At 39.9% G+C, this 24979-nt stretch carries 30 protein-coding genes; 21 read left to right on the top strand and 9 right to left on the bottom strand.

The annotated features are described in order from the left end of the window. The first annotated feature begins 1914 nt into the window (after positions 1–1914). From nifE to ACYQ28_RS09790, 11 genes are all read left to right on the top strand, one after another. On the top strand, positions 1915–3426 hold the full coding sequence (nifE, locus tag ACYQ28_RS09840; protein WP_460049719.1) for a nitrogenase iron-molybdenum cofactor biosynthesis protein NifE: 1512 nt from the start codon (positions 1915–1917) through the stop codon (positions 3424–3426). A 1-nt stretch (position 3427) separates the two neighbouring features. Beyond that, on the top strand, positions 3428–4858 hold the full coding sequence (gene nifN / locus ACYQ28_RS09835; RefSeq protein WP_460049717.1) for a nitrogenase iron-molybdenum cofactor biosynthesis protein NifN: 1431 nt from the start codon (positions 3428–3430) through the stop codon (positions 4856–4858). Between the two features lie 2 nt (positions 4859–4860). Further along, positions 4861–5334 (top strand): NifB/NifX family molybdenum-iron cluster-binding protein, encoded by a 474-nt coding sequence (locus tag ACYQ28_RS09830; protein WP_460049715.1) that lies wholly within the window; start codon positions 4861–4863, stop codon positions 5332–5334. Between the two features lie 83 nt (positions 5335–5417). After that, a complete protein-coding gene (locus tag ACYQ28_RS09825; RefSeq protein ID WP_460049713.1) occupies positions 5418–5882 on the top strand; it encodes a NifX-associated nitrogen fixation protein in 465 nt (154 codons plus the stop codon). A gap of 56 nt (positions 5883–5938) precedes the next feature. Continuing rightward, on the top strand, positions 5939–6154 hold the full coding sequence (locus ACYQ28_RS09820; RefSeq protein ID WP_460049711.1) for a CCE_0567 family metalloprotein: 216 nt from the start codon (positions 5939–5941) through the stop codon (positions 6152–6154). 176 nt (positions 6155–6330) lie between these two features. Further along, the gene (fdxB, locus tag ACYQ28_RS09815) at positions 6331–6633 is read left to right on the top strand and encodes a ferredoxin III, nif-specific (RefSeq protein WP_460049709.1); all 303 of its coding nucleotides are present in this window, start codon (positions 6331–6333) and stop codon (positions 6631–6633) included. Positions 6634–6714: 81 nt separating this feature from the next. Next, positions 6715–7038 (top strand): (2Fe-2S) ferredoxin domain-containing protein, encoded by a 324-nt coding sequence (locus ACYQ28_RS09810; RefSeq protein ID WP_460049707.1) that lies wholly within the window; start codon positions 6715–6717, stop codon positions 7036–7038. Positions 7039–7058: 20 nt separating this feature from the next. Continuing rightward, a complete protein-coding gene (locus ACYQ28_RS09805; protein ID WP_460049705.1) occupies positions 7059–7631 on the top strand; it encodes a hypothetical protein in 573 nt (190 codons plus the stop codon). A 3-nt stretch (positions 7632–7634) separates the two neighbouring features. Continuing rightward, positions 7635–8021, top strand: a complete 387-nt coding sequence (locus tag ACYQ28_RS09800) for a hypothetical protein (protein WP_460049704.1) — start codon at positions 7635–7637, stop codon at positions 8019–8021. Between the two features lie 11 nt (positions 8022–8032). After that, entirely contained in the window at positions 8033–8887 is an 855-nt protein-coding gene (locus ACYQ28_RS09795) for a Rossmann-like domain-containing protein (protein WP_460049703.1), read from the top strand. 42 nt (positions 8888–8929) lie between these two features. After that, on the top strand, positions 8930–9409 hold the full coding sequence (locus ACYQ28_RS09790; protein WP_460049702.1) for a hypothetical protein: 480 nt from the start codon (positions 8930–8932) through the stop codon (positions 9407–9409). Positions 9410–9428: 19 nt separating this feature from the next. Here ACYQ28_RS09790 and ACYQ28_RS09785 read toward each other — a convergent pair whose 3' ends face one another. After that, positions 9429–9698: a nitrogen fixation protein NifZ gene (locus tag ACYQ28_RS09785; protein ID WP_460049701.1), complete on the bottom strand. Its 270-nt coding sequence runs from the start codon at positions 9696–9698 to the stop codon at positions 9429–9431. Positions 9699–9972: 274 nt separating this feature from the next. On the opposite strand from ACYQ28_RS09785, the gene ACYQ28_RS09780 reads away from it, so the two are divergent. From ACYQ28_RS09780 to clpX, 9 genes are all read left to right on the top strand, one after another. Further along, positions 9973–10296: a HesB/IscA family protein gene (locus ACYQ28_RS09780; RefSeq protein WP_460049700.1), complete on the top strand. Its 324-nt coding sequence runs from the start codon at positions 9973–9975 to the stop codon at positions 10294–10296. Between the two features lie 129 nt (positions 10297–10425). Next, complete coding sequence (nifU, locus tag ACYQ28_RS09775) at positions 10426–11343, top strand: Fe-S cluster assembly protein NifU (protein ID WP_460049699.1); 918 nt, start codon at positions 10426–10428, stop codon at positions 11341–11343. A gap of 2 nt (positions 11344–11345) precedes the next feature. Next, entirely contained in the window at positions 11346–12554 is a 1209-nt protein-coding gene (nifS, locus tag ACYQ28_RS09770; RefSeq protein ID WP_460049698.1) for a cysteine desulfurase NifS, read from the top strand. Positions 12555–13156: 602 nt separating this feature from the next. Next, on the top strand, positions 13157–14317 hold the full coding sequence (gene nifV, locus ACYQ28_RS09765) for a homocitrate synthase (protein ID WP_460049697.1): 1161 nt from the start codon (positions 13157–13159) through the stop codon (positions 14315–14317). 97 nt (positions 14318–14414) lie between these two features. After that, positions 14415–14948, top strand: a complete 534-nt coding sequence (locus tag ACYQ28_RS09760) for a hypothetical protein (RefSeq protein ID WP_460049696.1) — start codon at positions 14415–14417, stop codon at positions 14946–14948. Positions 14949–15123: 175 nt separating this feature from the next. Beyond that, on the top strand, positions 15124–15453 hold the full coding sequence (nifW, locus tag ACYQ28_RS09755) for a nitrogenase-stabilizing/protective protein NifW (RefSeq protein WP_460049695.1): 330 nt from the start codon (positions 15124–15126) through the stop codon (positions 15451–15453). Positions 15454–15459: 6 nt separating this feature from the next. Beyond that, the gene (locus ACYQ28_RS09750) at positions 15460–15933 is read left to right on the top strand and encodes a nitrogen fixation protein NifZ (protein WP_460049694.1); all 474 of its coding nucleotides are present in this window, start codon (positions 15460–15462) and stop codon (positions 15931–15933) included. Positions 15934–16168: 235 nt separating this feature from the next. After that, on the top strand, positions 16169–17014 hold the full coding sequence (gene nifM / locus ACYQ28_RS09745) for a nitrogen fixation protein NifM (protein WP_460049693.1): 846 nt from the start codon (positions 16169–16171) through the stop codon (positions 17012–17014). Between the two features lie 41 nt (positions 17015–17055). Next, complete coding sequence (gene clpX / locus ACYQ28_RS09740) at positions 17056–18381, top strand: ATP-dependent Clp protease ATP-binding subunit ClpX (protein WP_460049692.1); 1326 nt, start codon at positions 17056–17058, stop codon at positions 18379–18381. Positions 18382–18558: 177 nt separating this feature from the next. Here the strand turns inward: clpX and ACYQ28_RS09735 are convergent, their stop codons facing one another. From ACYQ28_RS09735 to ACYQ28_RS09725, 3 genes are all read right to left on the bottom strand, one after another. After that, a complete protein-coding gene (locus ACYQ28_RS09735; protein WP_460049691.1) occupies positions 18559–18984 on the bottom strand; it encodes a hypothetical protein in 426 nt (141 codons plus the stop codon). A 455-nt stretch (positions 18985–19439) separates the two neighbouring features. Continuing rightward, positions 19440–20072 carry a glutathione S-transferase family protein gene (locus tag ACYQ28_RS09730; protein ID WP_460049690.1) on the bottom strand — a complete coding sequence of 211 codons (633 nt, stop codon included), beginning with the start codon at positions 20070–20072 and terminating at the stop codon, positions 19440–19442. A 29-nt stretch (positions 20073–20101) separates the two neighbouring features. Further along, on the bottom strand, positions 20102–20473 hold the full coding sequence (locus ACYQ28_RS09725; RefSeq protein WP_460049689.1) for a hypothetical protein: 372 nt from the start codon (positions 20471–20473) through the stop codon (positions 20102–20104). A 368-nt stretch (positions 20474–20841) separates the two neighbouring features. Between ACYQ28_RS09725 and ACYQ28_RS09720 the strand changes: the two genes are divergently transcribed. Next, positions 20842–21153, top strand: a complete 312-nt coding sequence (locus ACYQ28_RS09720; RefSeq protein ID WP_460049688.1) for a thiosulfate sulfurtransferase GlpE — start codon at positions 20842–20844, stop codon at positions 21151–21153. A 60-nt stretch (positions 21154–21213) separates the two neighbouring features. Here ACYQ28_RS09720 and ACYQ28_RS09715 read toward each other — a convergent pair whose 3' ends face one another. The 5 genes from ACYQ28_RS09715 to ACYQ28_RS09695 all read right to left on the bottom strand — a co-directional run bounded on the left by ACYQ28_RS09715 (position 21214) and on the right by ACYQ28_RS09695 (position 24979). Next, positions 21214–21756, bottom strand: coding sequence for a flavodoxin (locus tag ACYQ28_RS09715; protein WP_460049687.1), 543 nt, complete (start codon positions 21754–21756; stop codon positions 21214–21216). Between the two features lie 426 nt (positions 21757–22182). Continuing rightward, a complete protein-coding gene (locus ACYQ28_RS09710) occupies positions 22183–22440 on the bottom strand; it encodes an RnfH family protein (protein ID WP_460049686.1) in 258 nt (85 codons plus the stop codon). Continuing rightward, entirely contained in the window at positions 22437–23174 is a 738-nt protein-coding gene (locus ACYQ28_RS09705) for an electron transport complex subunit E (RefSeq protein WP_460049685.1), read from the bottom strand. Before ACYQ28_RS09705 ends, ACYQ28_RS09710 begins: the two co-directional genes overlap by 4 nt. A 77-nt stretch (positions 23175–23251) precedes the next feature. After that, complete coding sequence (gene rsxG / locus ACYQ28_RS09700) at positions 23252–23890, bottom strand: electron transport complex subunit RsxG (RefSeq protein WP_460049684.1); 639 nt, start codon at positions 23888–23890, stop codon at positions 23252–23254. A 30-nt stretch (positions 23891–23920) separates the two neighbouring features. Next, the gene (locus ACYQ28_RS09695) at positions 23921–24979 is read right to left on the bottom strand and encodes an RnfABCDGE type electron transport complex subunit D (RefSeq protein WP_460049683.1); all 1059 of its coding nucleotides are present in this window, start codon (positions 24977–24979) and stop codon (positions 23921–23923) included.

Genomic DNA, 24979 nt, shown 5'->3' with positions numbered 1-24979 from the left:
TGGACTTTCCCAAAAAACAAAATGTAATGTCATTAATAACAGGCTAATGCTTGTGTTGTGATTTAAATCACACTATGCCGCTAAAAATATTTTCTAGAGTACGTAAGTTTTATTTGATAAATAAATTATTGAATCTAGTTCTAGTCGCTTTAAAATTCGCATCAAAAATATGATAAAACCACGTATTTGTAAATCCGTTTATAAAAATATAATCAGTTTTGTGGAAAAATTTACACATTAAATTTTAAAGATGTAATTGAGAATTGATTATATTCTTTCGCGTTGATTTTTTTGTTATTTAAAAACACTCGTTCAAAGTGGCAATGTTTTTAATGTGTATGTCGTAAAGTATTTTCCTTGCATTACGATTTTTCTTGTTTTCTTTAATCAAAATCTCAAGAGAACATCGGTAGTTAATTATTATCAAAGTTCAGCATTAAATTTCTCACAAATTAATAATTTTTTTCATTTTTGGTAATAGTCTTTTTGTGCTTCACAAACGGCTGAAAAATCCATTTTTAAAATTATAAGCAGCTATGTTTTAATTAAAAAAGGTTAAGGTTAATTAACTTAAAATTACCAAGTAGAAGCTACTGTATAAACGTGAATGGTTATTAAAAATAAAGCACTTTTCTAGAGTTGTAGATACGAAAAATAGAGCAGATAAGGTATGCTCATTTCGACTTTTACACACTGATTTTGCACACCGAGAATGTTTGCTTCTATCAAAAGTAACGGCTGTAAAAATTTTCTGATTATTACGCAAAAAAGTTAAGGTTTGTTATTCCAACGCTTTTGAGTTGGGTTGTTTATGATGAGTTCTGATTAACATCTTCACAATTCAAACAGGTAATTAAACTGATAACAGAAGTTCAAATGTCATCACGGGTTTAATTATTTTCAGAAGTGACACAGGTAATACATTTTTCCGTTCTTGGCTGTTCGTGGGGGCAAGTTTGTTTTGAACTTATTAGAACTCAATGGATGTAAAAAAATTAATATTGCGTGAGTTGCATAATAATTCACTCTGATTTTTATTGTTAGGTTTCTTAAAATCCTAAAATATTTATATCAATAAATTTCGTCAATATTTTTTAGGATTCAGATTTTTAAGATAACAACAACGATCTCAGTTTTTATTTTTCGATTGGCTTTGCTAAAAAATATGTCTAGCCTTTTAGACGCTCACTTACCTGTCCATTTAATTGATTTGAGCTTTGCTCTAGAAAATTTATACGGTTAACGAAAAAATAAATTAACTAGTATTATCCAAATGAATAAAGTCTGAGATGGTTGTTAGTAGACTAAAACCGGGTTAATGTATTTTAAATCTCTAAAGTAGCAATAAAAACCTTGGTCTAGCTCGCCTGTGATTAATTTAGGCAATTTAATTTTCAGCTGCTGACTTCTGTTGTTTGCTTACTTCACTGCAAATTCTATTTACATCGAAATTTGATGTGGTAATTAATCCCAAATTAAAAACGCTTTTTATCAACTCAATCATCTCATTCGATTATTTCGTAATTACTGTATAAGAACCTCTGATTAACAAATCCATGATTTAATCAGAGGGCAGAAATTAAAAATGCGATTTCTAATTTTCTCCCAATTTTAATTACTTACCGTGCCCGAACTCGGCGGCAAACCCTTGTGTCGTTAGAAAATCCAAGTTAATCAGAGTTTCCTATACGCTTCTGATTGTTGCAGTCATTCCATCAAATCAAGATTGTCGTGTTTCTTACACGCGACGCTTTCAAAAAATAGTATGTTTTTCAAATGTTTATACAGTTATACGCAAGGGAGTGGTTATTGCTACCACTATAAACAACTGTTGCGGGGCTAGAATTATCAGTCCTTCACTCACATAAATTTGTCGTGGTTTGCACTAATGCGCAAACAGGGGGAGAGTGTTGAATGAAAGCCAAAGACATCGCCGAATTATTAGACGAACCCGCCTGCGAACACAACAACAAGTCCAAATCCGGCTGTGCAAAACCCAAACCCGGCTCCGCCGCCGGCGGTTGCGCGTTTGATGGTGCGCAAATCGCCTTATTACCTATCGCCGATGTTGCACATATTGTTCATGGTCCTATTGCTTGCGCGGGTAGCTCTTGGGATAACCGAGGTACACGCAGTAGCGGTTCTACTTTGTTTCGTATTGGCATGACCACCGATCTTACCGAACAAGATATTGTAATGGGGCGTGGTGAAAAAAGACTTTATCATTCTATTAAACAAGCCGTAGAAGACTACAACCCTCCCGCTGTATTTGTGTATAACACCTGTGTACCGGCACTTATTGGTGACGATATAGATGCGGTTTGCAAAGCCACATCCGAAAAATTCGGCGTGCCGGTGGTGCCCGTCGATTGCGCAGGTTTTTACGGCACTAAAAATTTAGGCAACCGCATTGCTGGTGATGCGATGTTTAAACATGTTGTCGGTACGCGGGATCCAGAGCCAGTTGCAGAATTTGCGCAACGCGACAATATTAAAATTCACGATGTAAATTTAATTGGCGAATACAACATTGCCGGTGAATTTTGGTATGTATTGCCGTTACTGGATGAATTAGGTTTACGCGTACTGTGTACGCTTTCTGGTGATGCGCGTTTTCATGAAGTGCAAACCATGCATAAAGCCGAAGTGAATATGATGGTTTGCTCAAAGGCGATGCTTAATGTCGCTCGTAAACTGCAAGATAATTACGGCACTCCTTGGTTTGAAGGCAGTTTTTACGGCATTACCGATACGTCTGAAGCTTTGCGCGGTTTTGCAAAATTAATTAATGACGATGATTTAACTGCACGTACCGAAGCACTGATCGAACGCGAAGAAAAACGCATTAGAGAAGCGTTAAATGCATGGCGCCCTCGATTACAAGGTAAACGCGTATTGCTTTACACCGGTGGTGTGAAGTCTTGGTCGGTCATTTCTGCGTTGCAAGATTTGGGTATGAAAGTTGTTGCAACCGGTACCAAAAAATCCACCGAAGAAGACAAAGCTAGAATTCGCGAATTAATGGGCGACGATACCTTAATGATCGACGATGGCAACCCTAAAGAATTAATTCGTATCGTGAACGATTACAAAGCCGACATTTTAATTGCCGGTGGTCGCAATATGTATACGGCACTTAAAGCCAGAATTCCCTTTTTAGATATTAACCAAGAACGTGAATTTGGTTATGCCGGTTACGATGGTATGTTGGAATTAGTACGACAATTAACGCTCACCATTGAAAGCCCCGTTTGGAATACCGCAAAAAGTAAAGCGCCTTGGGAGAGCAAAGCACCCTGGGAAACAAATACCGAGAAAATGGTTTCAACCACTATTTTAACCGATACAGTTGGCGTTACCGAGTCTGATAAATCTGGCGACAAACTGTCTGATGCTCCCAATTTTAATGCAACGTTAGGAACCTAAAATGACTGAGCTATTAAAAAGACGTAAAGCATTATCGGTAAGCCCACTTAAAGCAAGCCAAACCGTGGGTGCTTCACTTGCTTTTTTGGGGTTTTCTCGTTCAATGCCGATCATGCACGGTTCCCAAGGATGTACGGCATTTGCAAAAGTATTTTTTGTTCGCCATTTTCGAGAGCCTATTCCTTTGCAAACCACGGCAATGGATCAGGTCAGTTCCGTGATGGGTGCTGACGATAACATCGTTGAAGCCCTTAAAAATATTTGCGAAAAAAGCTCGCCAACTATTTTAGGTTTGGTCACCACTGGCTTAGCCGAAACACAAGGTTCCGATATTCATGGTGCAGTAAAACAATTTCGTGCCAAATATCCACAGTTTGAAAACAATCATGTAGTCGCCGTTAATACGCCTGATTTTAGCGGCAGTTTTGAAAGCGGTTTTGCCACCGCCTTAAAAGGTATTATTGAAACGCTAGTGCCAACAACTTTTGATGAACAAAATCCAGAAAATAATCGGGTTGGTCTGCGAAAAAAACAAGTCAATGTTTTGTGTCATGCGAATCTTACACCCGGCGATTTAGAGTACGTGGTAGACAGTATCGAAAGCTTTGGCTTACGCGCCATGTTAATTCCCGATTTATCCGGCTCGTTAGATGGTCATTTACCCGACGAAAATTTTAATCCGCTAACAACCGGTGGTCTCACGGTTGATGATTTAAAAACCGCCGGTGAAAGCGTCGCGTCATTGGTGTTAGGGGAAAGCATTAAACCCGCTGCCTTGAGTTTAAAAAAGAAAACCGGTGTGCCTAATTATTATTTCCCGCATTTAATGACGTTAGAGGCTGTTGATCAATGGTTGTACACGTTATCGCAAATCAGTAATTGTGAAGTTGCGCCCAAATGGCAGCGCCATCGCAAACAATTACAAGACGCCATGCTCGATACTCATTTTATGATTGGCTCCACCCGAGTTGCGATGGCCGGTGACGGTGACTTATTAGTGGGTTTTGATGCATTGATAACATCTATGGGGGCATCCATGGTTGCCGCAGTTATTCCGGCAAATTCGAAAACCCTGGGTAAATTATCCATAGAACAGATTCAAATTGGTGATATGGAAGACCTAGAAATTCTGGCAAAAGAACAGCGTGCAGAATTATTAATTGGTAATTCACACGCTAGCGAAAGCGCAGAACGTTTGCACGTGCCTTTAGTAAGAGCGGGTTTTCCACAGTACGATTTGGTGGGTGGTTTTCAACGTTGTTGGATTGGTTATCGCGGCATTCAGCAAGCTTTGTTTGATATAGCTAATATGAAACTTGCACATCATCAAGATATTCAACCGTATCACTCCATTTATTCGCAAAAAGCCGAAGCCCAAGCGCTCTACCAAAACGTAGGGGAGCGTGGCCCGAATATCTGGGGAGGTCACTGATCATGAGTGGACTCAAACGTAATCTTTCGGTGGTTACCGACGAGTCCACCGATGATCTGTTAAAAGTGGCATTTGCAACGTCCGATCGCACTCATGTTGATCAACATTTTGGCTCAGCCGAGCAATTTGTGGTTTATGGCGTAAATCCCGGCCATAAAGTGCTATTGCACATAGCCGAGTTTGATCCCATTAGCAACGATGAAAACGAAATTAAATTAGCGCAAAAGTTAGATTTTTTAAAAGATTGCATTGCCGTTTATTGCCGGGCTTGTGGTGCGTCTGCGGTGCGACAATTGTTATCTTTGGGCGTGCAGCCGGTAAAAGTCGTTGAAGGTGCAGTTATAGAAGAACTTATCGAAGCACTTCAGCAAGAGTTATTACAAGGTCCTTCTACTTGGTTGGCAAAAGCAATCACTAAAAATACCTTAGATTTAAACCGCTTTCACGACATGGAAATGCAAGGTTGGGACGAATAAATTCGTGAGCAACATTCGAAATTTATTAATATTTCGAACGACTTAAAATTAACAAGCTTTCTACAAAAATATTGGAGAGAACAATGTCTGAAGCAGTTGCAGTTTCTGAAGATTTAATGGCGCAACCATTTGTACGGCAAATGGTACTGCAGCTTAGAGCTGTAGATAGCTACGGCACCTACGATAACTGGAGTGACGAAAAAGTTGTAGATCCGCTGATTTTAACCAAAGAACGTAAGCGTGAAATCCCAGTAGTTGGCGACCCAGATGAAGTTGTTATTTCACGATTAAAAGCTTATTACAACGCATTAGCGTCAACCATTGAGCAACGTACCGGATTAATGGCTGTACCTGTTGTTAATTTAACACACGAAGGATTTGGCCGCGCGTTTATTGTTGTCGGTAAATTAATTGCTTTGGATAAAACCCTTCGCGATGTGCACCGCTTTGGTTTTCCGAGTTTAGAAAAACTCATTGAAGACAGTGAGAAGATCGTTCAAAAAGCGGCTCAGCTGATAGAAGATCACAGAGTTGTTGCTGAGCTTTAATCATTTAAATGTAAATATTTGGAAATTTTTACCGATTAATAGATTGAGGTGAAAACATGACAGACGACGCTTTAAAAGCACTTCAAAAAGATGTACGTAAAAAAAAGCGTATTGCCACCGAATTAGCTTCAGAAGTGCATGACTTGGTGGAAGACAGACTTTGGACAGATTTCGACAAGCTAGCCGAAATTGCTGAAAAAACCGCTGCTGCATGCCGGGAGTGGGCCATCGCGGCCAAGCAACTGGAAGAAGCAGAAGCTGCGATTGCTTAATATTCAGAAAATTGTAGGTGATCTAGAGTTTCTAACAACACAAATTGTGTTGCTAATTTTGAAAACAGTAGCTGATTCAATTTATGTACTCTGATGAATCTTCCCATGATTTAATCAGAGGTCTTTATAAATACTAAATAGCCTGATTTACTGAAAATAGTCTATGGAGGTCAATCATGTCTGGCGGAAAGATTGTTGGTCATACTCGCGGTGGAGAAGAGTGGACTCCTCAATTCGTTGTAGCGCTCGATCAATCAACCTGTATTGGTTGTGGCCGTTGTTACAAAGTGTGTCCTAGAAATGTGTTTGAATTGGTCGAGCGTGGCTCTGTCGAAAATTTAGATGATGACGACGACTTTTACGATGATGACGACGAAATGATGGTTATGTCGATTTCAAATGAAATGGACTGCATTGGTTGTATGTCGTGTTCTAAAGTATGTCCGAAAAATTGTCACAGCCATCAAGAAGCGGCATAAATTAATTCGCGGTAATCATTCAACAATTCATCAATACTACAATTCATCAATACTACCCAGCCTAAGACTAGGAGGCCGATTATGCCACGCCCAGAAAAACACGTATTTATATGCGCGCAAACTCGTGCTGAAGGTCATCCACGTGGCAGCTGTGGTCAAACAGGAGCCGTGGATGTATTTCAAAGCTTCGCCAATGAAATTAATCAACGGCAATTAATGGGTAAGGTTGCCTTAACCAGTGCCGGTTGTCTTGGCCCGTGTCAGGTTGGTGTCAATGTTTTGGTCTATCCAGAGGGCATTATGTATTGCCAAATAACACCGGATATTGTTCCAAAAATTGTCGAGCAGCATTTAATGAATGGCGATCCAATTACTGAAAAGATGGCACCGGCAGAGATTTGGTAACAATTTATCGAGTAGTAGCAATGGATACATCTGTATTGATTTCTAAAGTTCCTTCTGCAAATGCATCGCCAGATAAGATCAAATATATTGGTGGCGATCGAATCTATTTTTCCCGAAAAATTCCAGACGACTTAGCACTGGAACTAAATCGATTGTTGGATATGGATTTCTCAAAATCCGATCCAAATTCGCTAGTAAAAGGCAATTTATACTTAGAAGAAAGACTACTCGAAATACACGAACAATGGTCGGGTTGTGTAGATCCATACATGGCATTGTTTAAGTTTTATTTTCGGGTGGGGCGTTATAAAGAAGCTGAGCGTATGGTTTGGCGATTAATGACGCTATTATCGGATCGAAACCAGTTTTGTAAAAATTATCGTTTACTCAAACCTTGCACGACCAATTGGCTATTACACGATTCCGATCCAAGACATTTCTTGTTCTGCCTGAAAGCACTGGGCGTAATACGTCTGCGACGAGGCAAAGTTTTTTTGGCGAAAAAGGTGTTGTCAAAATTAGAAGAGCTAGACCCTAATGACGAAATTGGTGGATCAAATTTTTTATTTATCGCGCGCTCATTTGATGAGTGATCTATGAATACAGCACTATCCTCCAAAGACTTGGAATCTGCTCTTTTAGAAAAGCGTGAAATACTGCAAAGCATCTGGCAGGCCATGCGCGTGCAGTTAATTGAAGTTGGTTTGCAGGATAATTTAAACACCTTACCAAGGCCCGAACTCGCACAATATTCTTTAAGGATTGATCCGTTCGACAGCAGCGAAACCTTATTTGGTATTTGGCGCGATCAACATGGAAATCAAACCGGAGAAATACAAGTTCACAGCAGTGGACGCGTTTACGCTGAAGCCGATGTGGTACGCAATCATCCAAAAGACGGCCGTTGGTTTGTAGAAGCCGTTACCGCATGGGGCAACAGTGACGATATTAAAACCGAATTACGATTACTGCCTGCGTTGTGAGTAGCTAATCTATGTCGCCTTGGTATCTTTATGACGAGTTGATAAAAGAAGCGAGTAACATACTCTCTCCCAATACAAACAAGCTCCTATCGGTAGACAATCCTGCCATTATTAAAGAAATCTGCTTAGGCATTAATTGGTCGTATTTAAGCGCCGGTTTTTTAACGGAGAAATATGACCTTAGAGTGTCTAATTTTTTCTCACAGCAAGGTATTTTTTTCAGCCCCAAAAATATTGCCAGAACCTTGCCGTGGTCGGGTAGTTTAATAAATTCGCCCATTCAACAATATTTTACGTCTATTAAAAGTTGGGAATGGGCTGAAGCAACCGTTGGCGCACTTGCCATAAATACGGTTATTAATTCCCGTTCTACATTGTTGAATAATGCGGAAAATATTGATGGCTCGCAGTCAATTCCCGGAAATCTAACGGTTTTTAAACATTTTTTGCCGCAGTTGCATGGTAAGCAAGTATCGGTAATTGGCCGGTATCCTGGTTTAGAAATACTGTTAAAGCAAAACGATATAAATCCCGAGTTGTGGACGATCATCGAAAAAAATCCACAAGGTAATGATTACCCTGATGTGGCGGCTTATTACTATCTATCAGAATCTGACTGGGTGTTTATTACGGCCTCCAGTATTGTTAATAAAACATTACCGATGTTATTACAATGTTGTAAAGACGCCAATGTGGTATTAATGGGGCCAAGTTTACCTTGGTCAACTGTCTGGAAAAAACTGGGTGTAAATTACTTAGCAGGTGTCGAAGTATTGTCTTTGAGTGGCTTGAAAGAAGTAGTAATGCAAGCCGGTGGCACACAACTGTTTGAAGGCGCTGTTGTTTATAAAATATTAGCCCTATAAATACCAAATTAATCCCATTTAATTTTATAACAATTTCTACCCATGCAATTCCTACCCATGTTAGAACTGCTAGAAAATCCACCACAGAACTGGCCGCTACGATTTGTTATTATTCATTTACACCCAACAAGTGCACGCTTACGATTTTTAATAAATCAAACCGGTCATCTATCCCTTCCTAGTAAGTTACCCTCATTATCAGAAATTATAGAAAACGATAATTCACTCCTTTCGCAGAAAATATTATCAAATTCCAATGTAGTTACTCATCCGTCATCGTACTTAAAAAAATTATGCACAAAGCACGCTTTGCCGTTAGAACAGCTGGATATTGTGAGTGAATTTAAGACAACGATAGACACGCCGGGATGTTTAATGAATGTGTTTTTACTGCGTGTATCCAGCGAGCAACCCTTCCAAGCGCCAATGTCATGGCGCTGGATCGAATTGCCGGATAGTTTTCAGTTAATTAGCATAGAACGTTTAATAATGAAGAAAATATACGAGTTCTATCTAGATTAGACCGTGATAGATGCCTAAATTAACGACTTAAATCGTCACCAACAATTTCTATATCTTCTGGCCAGCAACCAATTGGCGGGCCGAGTTCAGCGCTTTCATTACCCTTTTCAAACTGTACCAAAAATATTTCTTGGTCTTCGTTTTCTTCTAAATGCCCAAAGTTAACAATTACACCACGGGTACCTTTCGAAACCAATAATTCTTCTTCGGCTTTTTCGGGAAAGCTGCCGTCGTTCAATATATCTTTTGTGGCAAAAATTGTGTCACCGGGTTGTAGCATATAAGGCATGTTGGCGTCCTCTTGGGTTGTCGTGAATGTTACAAAGCGTTGTTGGTGGTGATCTTTAAAACAGCTGTGTCGCTTATCGATTCTTACTAAATCGTTGATTTTTATCAAAAAAAGTTTGGTAAAAATCGATGGTATAAGCGTTGCACTTTTCCTTGAGTACTTATTTCATCGAGCTTGATTGGGTCACAACAATCTTTAGGTGCTCTAAAACGCTCTTTTACACTTTTGCACACACAATGATTTGCAAACAGTTTGCCACGAGGAGATACAACAAATGGTTATCTTAACTGAAAGCGCAGTGAAAGCAGTTAGCCGTTTTATCGAAAATAGCGAGAAAAATATCGCTGGTTTGCGCATCAAGGTCGATGGTGGTGGTTGTTCAGGTTTTCAATACGGTTTAAGACTTGAAGATTCCATTTCAGAAAACGATACAGTGCATGAAATCGGTGGCATTAAAATGTTGATCGACAAAGCCAGCGAACCTTTACTGCAAGGTGTGAAAGTCGATTTTATTGATAGCATGGAAGGCAGTGGTTTTAAATTTGAAAACCCGAATGCAACGGCAAGTTGTGGCTGCGGAAAATCTTTCTCAGCGTAATTAAGTATCTGCGTGTTAGCAGTACTCACTAAAGAACCGTGAATTGAGAGAAATAGAGCAATATTAATTTAATCAATATCGCATTCGAGCTAAGGCTCGATCGGAACAGTAGATTTTGGAGGATTGGCCATGTGGGATTATTCTGAGAAAGTTAAAGAACACTTTTTTGATCCAAAAAACGCAGGTGCTGTAGCGGATGCAAATGCCGTTGGTGATGTCGGCTCAATAAATTGTGGAGACGCGCTGCGTTTAACCTTAAAGGTAAATCCAGAAACCGAAATTATTGAAGATGCAGGATTTCAAACATTTGGTTGCGGATCTGCGATTGCGTCTTCTTCGGCATTAACTGAAATTATCAAGGGTAAAACCTTAGATGAAGCCTTGTTAGTGACTAATCAAGATATTGCCGATTATCTTGATGGATTACCGCCAGAAAAAATGCATTGCTCGGTAATGGGTCGTGAAGCGCTACAGGCGGCAGTTGCAGATTATCGTGGTGAAGAGTGGAAAGATGATCACGAAGAAGGTGCGTTAATTTGTAAATGTTTCGCCATTGATGAAATTATGGTTGAAGAAACTATTCGCGCAAATAATCTTCACACTGTAGAAGAAGTTACCAACTACACCAAAGCCGGCGGTGGTTGCTCTTCCTGTCACGAAGCCATTGAAGGCGTATTAACGCGTGTTCTTGCCGAAAAAGGTGAATCGTTTATGGCCCCAGCCATTGGTGGTGCACCTGTAGCGGCTCCAGTTGTTGCAGCTAAACCAAAACCCGCGGCTAAAGCCAGTGGTAATTTAAAACGCATTCGCATTATCGAAATGGTTCTTGAATCTATTCGCCCTAATTTACAAGCCGATAATGGCGACGTTGAATTAGTGGATGTTGATGGTAAAAATATTTATGTGCATTTAACCGGTGCTTGTAACGGTTGCCAAATGGCAGCGATGACTTTAGGTGGTATTCAACAGCGTTTAATCGAAGAGTTGGGAGAATTTGTAAAAGTTCTGCCAGATACCGAAATGCCCGTTGCAATGGAAGGAGCGTAATCATGTCTGATATTTACATGGATAATAACGCAACCACCATGGTTGATCCGGCGGTTGTTGAAGAGATGATGCCTTTTTTTTCTGAACAATTTGGTAATCCGTCGTCGTTACACAGCTTTGGTAATAAGGTTGGAATGGCGCTAAAAAAAGCGCGTAAACAAGTACAACGATTAATCGGTGCTGAATTCGATTCCGAAATTATCTTTACCTCTTGCGGTTCAGAGTCAGATTCAACGGCAATTTTATCGGCACTAAGAGCGCAACCTGAACGCCGCGAAATTATTACCACGGTTGTTGAGCATCCTGCGGTATTAAATTTGTGTGAATATCTAGAAACCGAAGGCTATACCGTTCATTATTTAAAAGTAGACAATAAAGGTCGTTTAGATTTAGACGAGTACAAAAAATTATTGTCCGATAAGGTTGCTGTTGTCAGTATTATGTGGGCAAATAATGAATCTGGTACTATTTTTCCTGTCGAAGAAATGGCAGAACTTGCTCACAATAAAGGTATTATGTTCCATACCGATGCCGTGCAAGCAGTAGGTAAAATTCCTATCGATCTTGAAAATAGCTACATTCACATGTTGTCTATGTCGGGTCATAAATTACACGCACCTAAAGGTGTTGGTGTACTGTATTTAAAACGTGGTACTCGCTTCCGTCCATTGTTACGCGGTGGTCATCAGGAGCGTGGTCGACGGGCAGGTACCGAAAACGTGGCAAGTATTGTTGGTCTTGGTAAAGCGTGCGAAATGGCCGGTTCACACATTGAATTCGAAAATACTCACGTAAAAGCCATGCGCGACCGCTTACAAGAGGGAATTCTTGCCGCCGTTCCAAATTGTTTTGCCACGGGCGATGTTGAAAATCGTCTGCCTAATACCGCGAGTATTGCGTTCGAATTTATCGAAGGTGAAGCCATTTTATTATTAATGAATAAAGTAGGCATTGCGGCTTCAAGTGGTTCTGCCTGTACTTCGGGTTCGCTAGAACCTTCACATGTAATGATGGCCATGGGTATTCCGTACACCGCAGCACATGGAACGGTTCGTTTTTCTCTATCGCGTTATAACACCATGGAAGAAGTTGAACGTGTTATTGCAGAGGTTCCTGGAATTGTTGCCAAGCTGCGTAAGCTTTCGCCTTACTGGGGAGAAAACGGCCCAATTGAAAATCCTGAAGCCGCATTTGCACCAGTTTACGCGTAATGATTGATTAACACGTTTATTAGATGAGCTTTATGAATTTTTAACTGAGCAATACAATTTTGCTCAGTTAATAGATTCTTGCTTTAAACGTGCGTAAAATTGTGAAATTCCTAATTAGGGATTAATCCATCCATACTTCTACCAACCTCCGAGAAGTAGCTCTACTCTTCTGAAGCGAAATGCTTTAACGCGTCTTCGGGCGCGGTTTTTTTATTTGAACGTTGTTTAAATTCAAACTGCCTTTCTTACATCTCTAATATTTCGTCTGCGCTAATCACTCACAACACAGTTATTGAGCGAGACACAGCTTGCTTTAAATCGTACTTTTTTTGTAGCTTAAAATCGAAATTATCTGCCGGACTCAATAAGAATTTATTTGTCGTAATTACGACAAGCGTTAATGCTTTGTTATGTTTGTTGAAGAATTATTACCGACAAGATCTATATCTTAATGATTTTTATAGAATTTTTTTGTGGAATGTCAGTTGCAGCACAGTAGAAGCCGTTAACGAATGAATTCAACCGTCGTTAAAGACCGGGAATAATTCGATTGGTGTATACCGCTATTCTATTGATTAGCTTGATAAAACAGGTGTTGAGCTATGAATAAAAATGTCGTAATAAATGATACAACATTGCGTGATGGCGAACAGAGTGCCGGTGTTGCATTTAGTTTAGAAGAAAAATTAGTGATTGCGACCAAGCTCGATGCCATGGGAGTACCCGAGTTAGAAATTGGTATTCCTGCCATGGGTGAAGATGAACGCGAATCCATGCGTCAAATTGCTGCGTTAAAATTAAACGCACGTTTAATGGCGTGGTGTCGAATGACAGAATTCGACCTTGAGGCGGCGCGTTTTACCGGTGTGCATTTGGTTGATCTTTCGATTCCTGTTTCCGACCAGCAAATACAATTTAAATTGGGTACCAATCGCGACGACGTTCTTAATAGAATTCGTAGATGGGTTCCAAAAGCGGTTGATTTGGGATTTGAAGTTTGCGTAGGTTGTGAAGATGCATCCCGAGCCGATGAAGAATTTTTAGCACAGGTGGCAGAGGTTGCCGAAATTTGCGGAGCGAGCAGAATTCGATTTGCAGACACCTTAGGTGCTCTTGATCCATTTACTACATTTGAACGCATTTCTAATCTACGTGCAGCAACCGGCTTGCATATAGAAATGCACGCCCACGACGATTATGGTCTTGCAACCGCAAACACGTTAGCCGCAGTTAAAGCCGGTGCAACGCACATTAATACCACGGTAAATGGTTTAGGTGAACGAGCAGGTAATGCGCCGCTCGAAGAATTAGTGGTTGGTTTAAAATATCTGCATGGTTTAGATACCGGTATCAATACGAAAGCAATTGCTGATGTTTCTGAATACGTCGCTAATGCCTCGGGTAGACCAGTAGCCTGGCAAAAAAGCATTACCGGTGCCGGTGTTTTTATGCACGAATCTGGCATCCATGTTGATGGTTTATTAAAAGATCGCAACAACTATCAATCATTAGATCCGTTAGAGTTGGGCCGGGAGCATTTATTTGTATTAGGTAAGCATTCTGGTACCGCGCATTTAAATCGACATTGCGAAAAATTAGGTATTCATCTGAATAAATCGCAATTACAACAATTGCTACAAAACGTCAGAAAATATTGCACAGAATTTAAAATAAGTCCTAGTGACTCGGTATTGATAGATTTTGCACATCAAATTCTACAGGCCGAAGAGATTGCAAAAATAGGCATAGAACTCGCAGTGTGAGAAATAGGTTTTATAAAACTCTCGATATATTTGAGGGTGTTTAAAAATTTTAGTGATCTTCAGATATTTTTGTTATCTTTAATTGTAGGTAAAAGCGATGGATCTACATGATTTTTCTGGCGGCGAAATGTATTTTGACGAGCAATTGTCTGAGCGAGTGTCAACATTAATCGAGATGGCGTCAGAAGCTTACGCCGAAGGCAATGCAGAGATTTCTTTGTTAAAAGCGTATTTTTTAGCACCTAAAAGCCTATCGGTATTAGTGGCTGTTTATCGATTCTATTATTATCAACATCGTTACGATGATGCTCTTGATTGCGCCGACAAAGCAATGACTATTGTTGCTGAAAAGTTAAATATGAATATTCCGTGGCGTAAACTGGACATGACAACATTAGGCTACGGTTTGATGACTTCAATGACATTAGTGCGCTTTTACCTATTGGCTTTAAAAGGTGCAGGTTATTTAAATTTGCGCCTAAATCGCATTGAAGAAGGCGTACAAATGTTAGAAAAAGTACGTGAACTAGACACAGAAGATCGATTGGGTACTGGTTATCTACTCGAAACCGTAGAGAGCTATCAACGAAGAAAAGCCGCCAATTTTGGTAAGTTAACGGTCGTCGCTTAAAAGTTTACGCAATAAAAAATTGTGATTAAGGCGTTGATGAATTAATCGTGAAAATGAATCATAAAGTAGAGGTTCGAAATACGGTTTTTAAGATTTTTAAGAGTACCTTCGCTAAGCATTCAAACATTATAACAACAATATTTAATTTAAATTGGTTCACAATACAGGTGATGTTATGAGTGATCTAGAGTTTTTAGAAGAGTTAGAAGAATTGAGTTCAGCAGAAGATTTTTTGGAATACTTCGAAATTGAATTTGATCAGAAAGTTGTTTTTGTAAATCGCCTACACATAATGCAACGCTTTCATGATTATCTTGAAAAAGCTAAACCATCTATGTCTTCTGAAGAAAACGAAGATGTGCTAAAAGATGTTTATAAGCAATTATTGACCAATGCTTATCAAGACTTTGTAGAGTCGGATGCGATTACAGAGAAGGTGTTTAAAGTATTTCGCATGCACGAACCACAAACTACCTTCGTACCTCTAGACTCTATTTTGGAGTAATTTACCATGAAGCCCAGATACGATTACGGAACCGAAGTCAGACTCACCCGTAATGTACGAAATGACGGTACATATCCGGGTGAAGAGGTGGGTTCAATGTTGGTTCGTCGTGGTGAAATAGGTTCCATCTATGATGTTGGAACCTATCTGCAAGATCAAATTATTTATCGTGTGCATTTTTTAGAGGCCGGTAAAACCGTCGGTTGTCGAGAGGAAGAATTAATCTTAGCAGACGCACCATGGATACCGAATCGATTTGAGTTTCGTGAAAAAGTGTTTTGTAAAATTCGTGTTGAAATTGGTGGTGATCTCATTGCCGACAAGGCCGACGAAGGTGAAATAGAAAAAATCGTTAAGTCGGATGATATGGTTAAATACCATGTTCGATTTAACGGTAGAGTGTTCCTATTTCCGGAAAAAATACTAGCCGCAAGCCTAGAAGAAGTCGAAAACCCGGAGTTAGATCGGGTTGCTGTATAGCTAACTCGTTAGCAATTGCCGTTTTTATAGGAAACTCTGATTAACTTAGAGTTTCTTGCGATACAGGCATATGTCGCCAATTTCAAGAACGGTAAGTGATTGAAATTGTGAAGAAGTTAGAAAGCGCATTTTCAATTTCTGCCCTCTGAATTAAATCACGGATGGTTTATCAGAGATTTCTATAGTTTTTTGTGATTAACATTCTAAATGCTTACCAAGCTTAAAATATCTGCCTATGAACGCTACCGAACTCAATACCTATGAATTTCGTTATGCCGTACTTCAGGTTGCGGCAGGAAGATTTGGCGAGTCTTATCACTCATTAGATAGTACCAAAAAATACGAAGCCGAGAAAATTGCCCGTACACAGCTCGCGCTGCAAAAACGTATTCTAGAAAGCAAAGAAGCTTCTCAAGTTGTCATTAGCGATTTACAAGTTCAACAAGAGATCAACAATATTGCCGCACGATATGCAAACAGTGAAGAATTCGAAAAAGAACTCGAAAAGAATAATCTCGATAACGAAAGCCTTGCACAAGCTGTTTCAAGAAATTTACGGGTGGATGCCGTCATGGATTTGGTGTCTGCATCGGTACCAGAATGTACCGAGACCGACGCAAAGCTCTATTACTATATGAACACTGACAAGTTTGATCAACCAGAGACTCGTCAAGCCAGACACATACTTATCACCGAAAATCCAGATTTCCCTGAAAATTGTCGAGACGAAGCCCGGCGCCGAGCTGAACAAATTGCCCAGCGTCTGCAAAAAAAGCCTAAGCGATTTTCGGAACAAGCCATGAAATATTCAGAATGCCCTACGGCCATGAATGGTGGTGAATTAGGTCGTGTAAAACGCGGTATCTTATTTTCAAGCGTTGAAAATACCTTGTTTGCATTAAAGTCTGGGCAAGTAAGTGATGTGGTCGAATCGCCTATGGGTTTTCATGTAATTTACTGCGAAAAAATTTACCCACAAGGTTCCGTGCCTTTACATGACGCCCTTCCTATTATTATTGAAAAACTAACCGATCGCGATCGGAAAAATCATCAGCGTAATTGGTTGAAATCATTAGCCTAAACATCACGAGTATCAAATTCGATTAGAAAGAGGTCTCATCTATGACAGAGCAAACCCCAGTAGCAGAATGTTCATTTTGTGGTGTAAAAAAATCTCCTGATGTACCGCTAATTTCCGGCAATAACGGTATGATCTGCGAAGGCTGTGTGAGTCTTGCTCATCAAGTCGTATCCAGCTGGGGACGAAAAAAACAAAGCGCGGCTATGATTAATAGTTTGCGCACACCCAAAGAAATTAAAGAACATTTAGACAGTTATGTTATCGGCCAAAATAGCGCTAAAGAAACCCTGTCGGTGGGTGTTTATAATCACTATTTAAGGCTTCTAAATCAGGGCGACGATGCCGAGGTTTTGCAGGTTGAGGCAGGTACAGAACTGGAAAAATCCAATGTCATGATGGCAGGCCCATCGGGTACGGGTAAAACGCTACTGGTAAAAAGTCTCGCCAAAGTTATTGGTGTTCCCATTGTTATTGCCGATGCTACCACCTTAACGCAAGCCGGATATGTGGGCGATGACGTTGATAGCGTATTACAGCGTTTGTTAGAGGCATCAGACGGTGATGTTAACCGTGCAGAATGGGGCATTGTTTATATCGATGAAATCGACAAGCTCGCCCGTGCCAGCGCCGGTGTGACTGCTGTTCGAGACGTCTCTGGTGAAGGAGTTCAACAAGCTCTGTTAAAGATGGTTGAAGGTTCGAAGGTAAAATTGTCTAAGGGTGATAAACGTCGCGGTAATGGCGAAGAAGTCATGTTAGATACGACCAATATTTTGTTTATCGTTGGTGGTGCTTTCCCTGGCCTAGATAAAATAGTTGCCGAACGTGTGCAACCGTCAAAACGTGGTATTGGTTTTTCTGCAACCAACATACTTTCTGAAAACGAAAAGAAAACCAATATTGAAACCTATCCAATGATGAGTCCCGAAGACTTTCAGCAATTCGGTATTATTCCAGAATTTATTGGCCGGTTCCCAATTATTACCTTCTTAGAAGAGCTTGATATAGACGCTCTGTTAAGAATTCTTCAAGAACCTAAAAATGCTTTGGTTAAACAGTATCGCCAATTATTTAAATACCAAGGTGTAAATCTAGAGTTTACCGAGGCTGCATTAAAATTAATTGCACAAAAAGCCCTAGACCGTGGCACAGGAGCACGTGGTTTAAGAGGCATAATGGAAGCGGTATTGTTAAAGACGATGTTTGAAATACCTTCCAAACCGAATATCACTACCTGTATTGTCGATGAACAACAGGTTAATGATGCCGCAGAGATTATCGTATCTGAAATCTTAGGCACACAGGAGCAAGTTGTTGAGCGAGTCTCCGGCGACACTGAAACCCAAGAAAGAGCGATAAGTAATTAATATTACGATTACTATTTTTATCAAAAGTTAAAGCAGTTACCGTTAAAACAGTTAGAGTGCTGTTTTCTTATAAAACAACTCTACCTGTTTTAATCTAGCTAAGTGCTCATACATTTCTTAAATAAAAATTATCTATTTTGTGATTCTTCCATTAAAATAAGTTTCTGGCCTTTTTAGTTAAGGTCTTGATCGAATGTGTAGAATACCATTTACCTTTTGAATTTTTAGCCAACCGACATCAGAAGTAAATCGAAGTTGCTGTAACGGAAAGTCAAAATCAGCGTCGTTAGCAGCGCTGATAATTGCATCAGCAATCCACTTTATAAGTTGTTTGCCTTCGTCGGAAGTTCTGCCTCCATTATTATATCCCTGACCATATTGAGTTGTGGTATAAAAATGCCCGTTGCCGGCATTTACTAATCCTTGTATTTGAGCCCAATGACCCGGTAATCCCGGCAGAGTTTTAAAAAGATCAGCAACTCGCGTGGTTGTTATACTTCGGGCCCAAACTGCTGCATTTGTGTCGGGCATTGTTGGGGCGTGTCTGTCTTCAGCAATTGCCCTATGTTTCACATTACCTTTTAATTGTCCAAATTTTGGCATGTTTTTTCTCCGAGTTACTCTTTCTTTGCAGAGACAAGCGCTGCAACTATTTTCAATACCATAAAGAATCCGTGATAGTGATAATTACGGCTGCCTTGAAATTACTCTTAAACACTATAGCCGAGAATTATTATGGAGTTTATTACAGCGGATTACAGATATAATATATGCGAATATTTAAATGAGTTTATTATTTTTAATAGCAGTAAAGATCTTTTTGGGCAAGTAGAGGTCGTTAAATCGAACAAGTTTCTATAGGAACCTCTGATTAACTCATCCATGATTTAATCAGAGGGAAGAAATTGAAAATGTGATTTCCAATTTCTTCACAATTTCAATCACTTACCGTTCTTGAAATTGGCGACACATCCTTGTGTCGCGAGAAACTCTGGTTAATCAGAGTTTCCTATAAATTGATTTGATGGTTTCATAATTAATTAAAGAATAGAATGTAGTTAAATTCTATACCCTTCTTCTAACAAAACCTGCTTTACTACCGTTCTTTGTTTCATATTTTCGTAGTGTGATATGCATTGTTGCGGCATTTCGATATTGGTTCTATCTGCCCAGAATTCCACGTAGAAGAGTGCCGCATCTGCGATGGAGAATTGTTCTGTTACAAACGGTCCTTTTATGGTTTTTGCTAGGTATGTAAATCCCTCCGATATTATTTTCTCGGCCTGATTTTTTAAGATGATCTTTTGTTCATCAGTATTGATTTGATCATTTAGGAAATATTTTTCTGGAGTGAAAATTCGTGTAAATCCTGAGCCGTGAAGAGTGTGAACGCATAAGTTCATTATTTCCATAACTTTTAGCTGTTCATTTAGGTTTTCTGGAAGGAGTTTTTTTGCTGGGTTGGTTTGTGCTAGCCACCAGGCGATAGATTCAAACGAGGTGAGGCTGGTTCCATCGTCTAGCACTAGCGTTGGTATGGTGCCTCGTGGATTTATAGCTCTGTATTGTTCGGTATGTTGATCACCTTTAGGCAGATTTACGATATTGGCAGAAAAGATCAGTTCACATTCTTCCAGTAGAATATGAATGCCTGTCGTACATGAACCCGGTGCCATATAGAAATTCAACATGTTAAAACCTTGTTAATAAATTGAAAATTTTATTTTTCAGGAAGAATACCTTCCTGCCTTAGACGAGATTTAAATTTTTTCATGACTGGTCGTGAAATTTGCGTTTCCGCCAGTACACGTTTTTCGTAGATTTCGAGAATTTGCTCCTCAGAGATTTCCTCTTTGCGAAGCTCTAAGAATGGTTCGATAAATTCGTGGTAGCTGTGATCTAAGTACAATCCTTCTTGGTTTTTAACAGCAATGTAGAACGATTGCATAATAATTTTTTCGTTACTGGGCATCTTGCATTTACCGTCTAATATTTTAAGCATCACAGCGGTTGCGCAATCAATTTCTGCGGGCGTGAGAATATTATTGTTTGTCCACTGTGTAATCCTTTCAGCCACGAACTTTTCAATCATAGACTTTGCCACGTTATAATCATGTATTACCGTTAAAGAGATGTCAGTAGATATGCCCACCTGCAACCAGGCCGTCTTGTTATCGTGACCATTTTTTTAATGATAGCTATTTTGGCTGGTAGTGGGTTTAATTACAGCCGCTTGCAATCGCTGTACCTAGAGATTTATATATTTATTCTTTATGACTTTAAAAAGCGGCATGTTTGTTGATGTATATTTGCATTAGATTTTGATGAGCGTTATAAGAACTGAATATTTCTTAGTTGTGTCGTGGTTTTTCTAAGTACTAATTGAATTCCGTTAAAATCTGAATTCTTGGTAAATAAGCATTGTTGTTTGATTCAATATGAATATTACTGGAGGTTGAAATGACGAAATATACCGAAATTACAGTAGCTGAGGCTAAGGCTATTATCGCGAATGATAACCCGTTGATTCTTGATTCTAGAGATGCACATTCTTTTAAAGAAGGGCATATAGACGGTGCAATGCTGGCACACGATGGGCTTACCGAGCAGTTAATTAAGAAAAAGCAGTTTCAGCAGCCAGTGTTAATTTATTGCTATCACGGTAACAGTAGCAAGGATCTGGCGGAGTTCTTTGGCAGTATTGGTTTTAAAACCGTATACAGCATGGCTGGTGGTTACACGGCGTGGAAAAAATTAGAAGAGGCAGCTTAATTGCTGCCTTTTTACGTTAACGCTATAAAATGAGCGTTTAGAGCGTGTGTAGCTTAGTGGTTAAAGGTTTAAATCAAAGTCGCCAGAAATACTTTGTAACCAGGCATTAACACGTTGTTCGGTTAAATTAGCTTGGTTGTCTAAATCCAGTGCTAAACCCACAAATTTGTCGTCTACAAGCGCTTCTGAGTGATCAAACTCATAACCTTCGTTTGGCCAGGCGCCCACAATTTTTGCACCACGCTCATTGAAGAATGTATAGAGCTCCATTAGGGCATCAACAAATTCTTCTGAATAGCCAACTTGATCGCCAAGGCCGTATAAAGCAATGATTTTACCGGTGAAATCAATATCTTCAATTTGTGGCAAAAATTCCTCCCAGCTCTCGTTTTCGCAATCCGCCGACATTCCTGGTAGCAACCCTTCACCTAAGGTTGGAGTGCCTAAGATTAAAAAATCGTAAGCAGAGAACTCTTCAGGAGTCGCGCGGTTAATGTTGACCGGTTTTTCCATGGTATCATCGTCAAACATTTTTTTTATCATTTTGGCGACTTTACGTGTTTTACCGGTGTCGGTACCAAAGAATAATCCAATGCGAGCCATGGGCGTCTCCTAAAATTTGCGTTAATCAGTGAGTTTTAGTTTCTGAAAATGAAATTGCACTATGTATGCCACTGGAAATTTTCACTACTGTTCGCTAATTCTTTGAATATTATGGATTTTTTACTTTTGATATAGATCAGTTGTCATGTTTGCTACAGAGTTCTTAAAATATAATCTTTCTCACTTGTATTGTTCGTGACAAACAGAGTTTTAATACTATTTCTTAAAAACTTATTAAATAAGTTCTATCAATTTTTGCAGATGAAGGCGAGGATGAAGATAAGGGTGACGCAAACAGGTCTTGGTGACTTATCTAAATAATAGGTAAATAGGTAATCGCGGCCGTGGGATGTACCATTTTTATAATACAGAGGCAATTTAGAACATTTTTAAATTATTCAATTAGCGGAAAATTTCCAGCTCACATTAATCGTCGTCATCATCGTCTTCATCGAGTACACGAATAATAGGTTCGTATATTTCGATTCTATCGCCCTCGTTTAATGCGGCGGTTAATTTGGTGAACTTACCGTAAACACCTATTTTTTGCCGTTTTAAATTGATGTCGTAATTGTCTAGTACACCGGATTTATTGATGGCATCTTCAACCGTTGCATCTTCATCGACAACCACATTTTGCCAAAATTGAGCACCGCCTACGGTATATGCAACACTTACTTTCATGCGTTCGCCTCTACTGAAGGATTTGTGTCTAGTGTTTGTGTATTTTGCTGTGCAGAGTTGGTTTTGTTATCCCAAACTGCATCAATAACTCGTTTTAATGCCAGTAAAAAACCCAGCACTAAAAATCCACCCGGTGGTAATACCAACAATAATATGCCTTGGTATTCTGGAATTACGGTAATTTCAAGCCAATGCATATTTTCGCCGAATAATAATGAAGCGTGCGCAAACAAGGTTCCGCTGCCTAAAATTTCTCTGAACGCGCCTACAACCACTAATACCCAAATAAAACCTAGACCCATGGCTAAACCGTCAATCATGGATGGAACAGGGGAGTTTTTTGATGCGAAGGATTCTACTCGTCCTAAAATTGCACAATTGGTTACAATTAAGGGAATGAAGAGTCCGAGAACTTTATACAGTTCGTGCATCCAAGCATTCAGCCACATATCTACCAGTGTTACGATGGATGCAATTAAAACAATAAACACCGGAATACGTACTTCTGGTGTTGTAAAGCCTCTAAAAACCGATGCCACGAGATTTGCTAGAATCATCACAACCAATGTAGCTGCGCCCATGCCAAATCCGTTGGTTGCGGAGGTGGTCACGGCTAATAGCGGACAAAGCGCGAGCATTTGTCCCAGAGCAACGTTGTTATTCCATAATCCTTCCGAGAAAAGAGATTTGTATTGGATTGTTTTTTCGGTGCGATTTTCGATGGATTCGCTCACGGTTTAAACCTCGTTATTGAATCTAAATTAGCTGCTGTTACGGAGAGCTGGGATAATTTTTAGTGGGAGATTAACCTTTATTCTTTAGGTACCGATTCGATTTGTGTTAATTCAGATTTATGGTCTTTAAAAAATGCGAGTCCATCGTAAACCGCAGCGACAACGGCACGCGGAGTAATGGTTGCACCGGTAAACTGATCAAAATCACCACCATCTTTTTTAACATGCCATTGCTTTTCTGATTTAGACACTAATGAGTGGCCATTAAACTCGGTAATCCAATTATCTTTGTTGATTTCTATTTTATCGCCAAGCCCTGGTGTCTCTGCGTGACTAATTACTCGCACGCCAAGAATTTCTCCATTGCCGTTAACCGCCATAATAAGTTGAATAGCGCCGCTATAACCGTAACCCACAACCGGAAACGCAAAGCCTACGGGTATGTCATCTTGTTTGGCGATGTACACCGTTGTTTCTGTGTTATTCCAAACAATATTTTTGGTGCTAGTGAGTAAGTCGTTATTGTACAAAGTTGGCGGTAACACTTGGCTGAGTGTATTAATTTGGTCTTGTTTGAGCTCTTGCTGAATTTTTTCGTGGGTCGCATCGTTACCTAAAATAATAAACGCTGCAACAATCGCGCAAATTCCCCCAAGTACCATGGAATGATAACCAAGCCGGTTGCGATAACTGGGTTCAAGTACGGTTGTGTTCATAATAAAACCTTTTAGAAACTCTTATACCGTTTAGCGTTGATAAACTTTAGGTGTGCCGTCTATTTTTCTACCGTAAATTCGTGGTCTAAAATAAATATCAATTAGTGGTGTAAGGGCATTCATAAATAAAACCGCAAAGCCTATGCCTTCAGGAAATCCGCCCCAAGTACGAATAATAAAATCCAATGCACCACAACCACAGCCGAATACGAGCTGACCGCTTTTACTTGACGGTGACGTGACGAGATCTGTGGCGATAAAAAATGCGCCGAGCATCATGCCGCCTGAAAGTGTGTGAAACAGGGCTCCGGCGTATTGAGACGGGTCGTACCAGTGAAAAAGCGTCGCTAAAATAGCCGCGGTTGCTAACATGCTAACAGGAATATGCCAGCTAATAATTCTTTGTATTAATAACCAAATACCGCCCAGTAAAATTAATAGCGCCGAGGTTTCGCCGAAACTGCCAGAGCTTAAGCCCAGTAGCGCGTTAGACGCATTAAAATCTGACGCGAGTACAGCGGTTGCGTCTGCACCGGTAGTCAGTTCTGTTTTTAAATGCCCAAGAGCCGTGGCACCGGTATAACCATCGGGAATATTGGTATTCGATGCAATAATGTTTAGGCTTTCTAAAAAATTAAATTCAAAAAAAGTATCTACTGGTAAGACCCATGTGGTCATTTGTACCGGGAATGATATTAATAACGCAATTCGAGCTAGCATTGCCGGATTAAATACATTCTGGCCGATGCCACCGTAAAGTTGTTTGCCAATAACAATAGCAACAAACGATCCTCCAACGCTGATCCACCAAGGCGCCCAAGGTGGAATAGACAGTGCCAATAACCAGCCTGTTAATAACGCAGAGCCGTCAAGCAATCTTTGTTGAGATCTGTTCATTAATTTAAGGCACAGGCTCTCAAAAAATAATGCAGAAGAAATCGTAATTATGAACATAATTACAGACGGTAAGCCGAACAGGTAAAATCCTAATATAGAGCAAGGGGTTAACGCTAAACATACGTGCAACATTAAACGCTGCACGGATGAGTTATCGTGGGCATGAGGCGATGAGATACTAACGATGGCCAT

The organism is Sessilibacter sp. MAH1 (assembly GCF_054658315.1).
The sequence above is the reverse complement of the archived record's forward strand: the minus strand, read 5'-3'. Positions and strand labels throughout refer to the sequence as shown.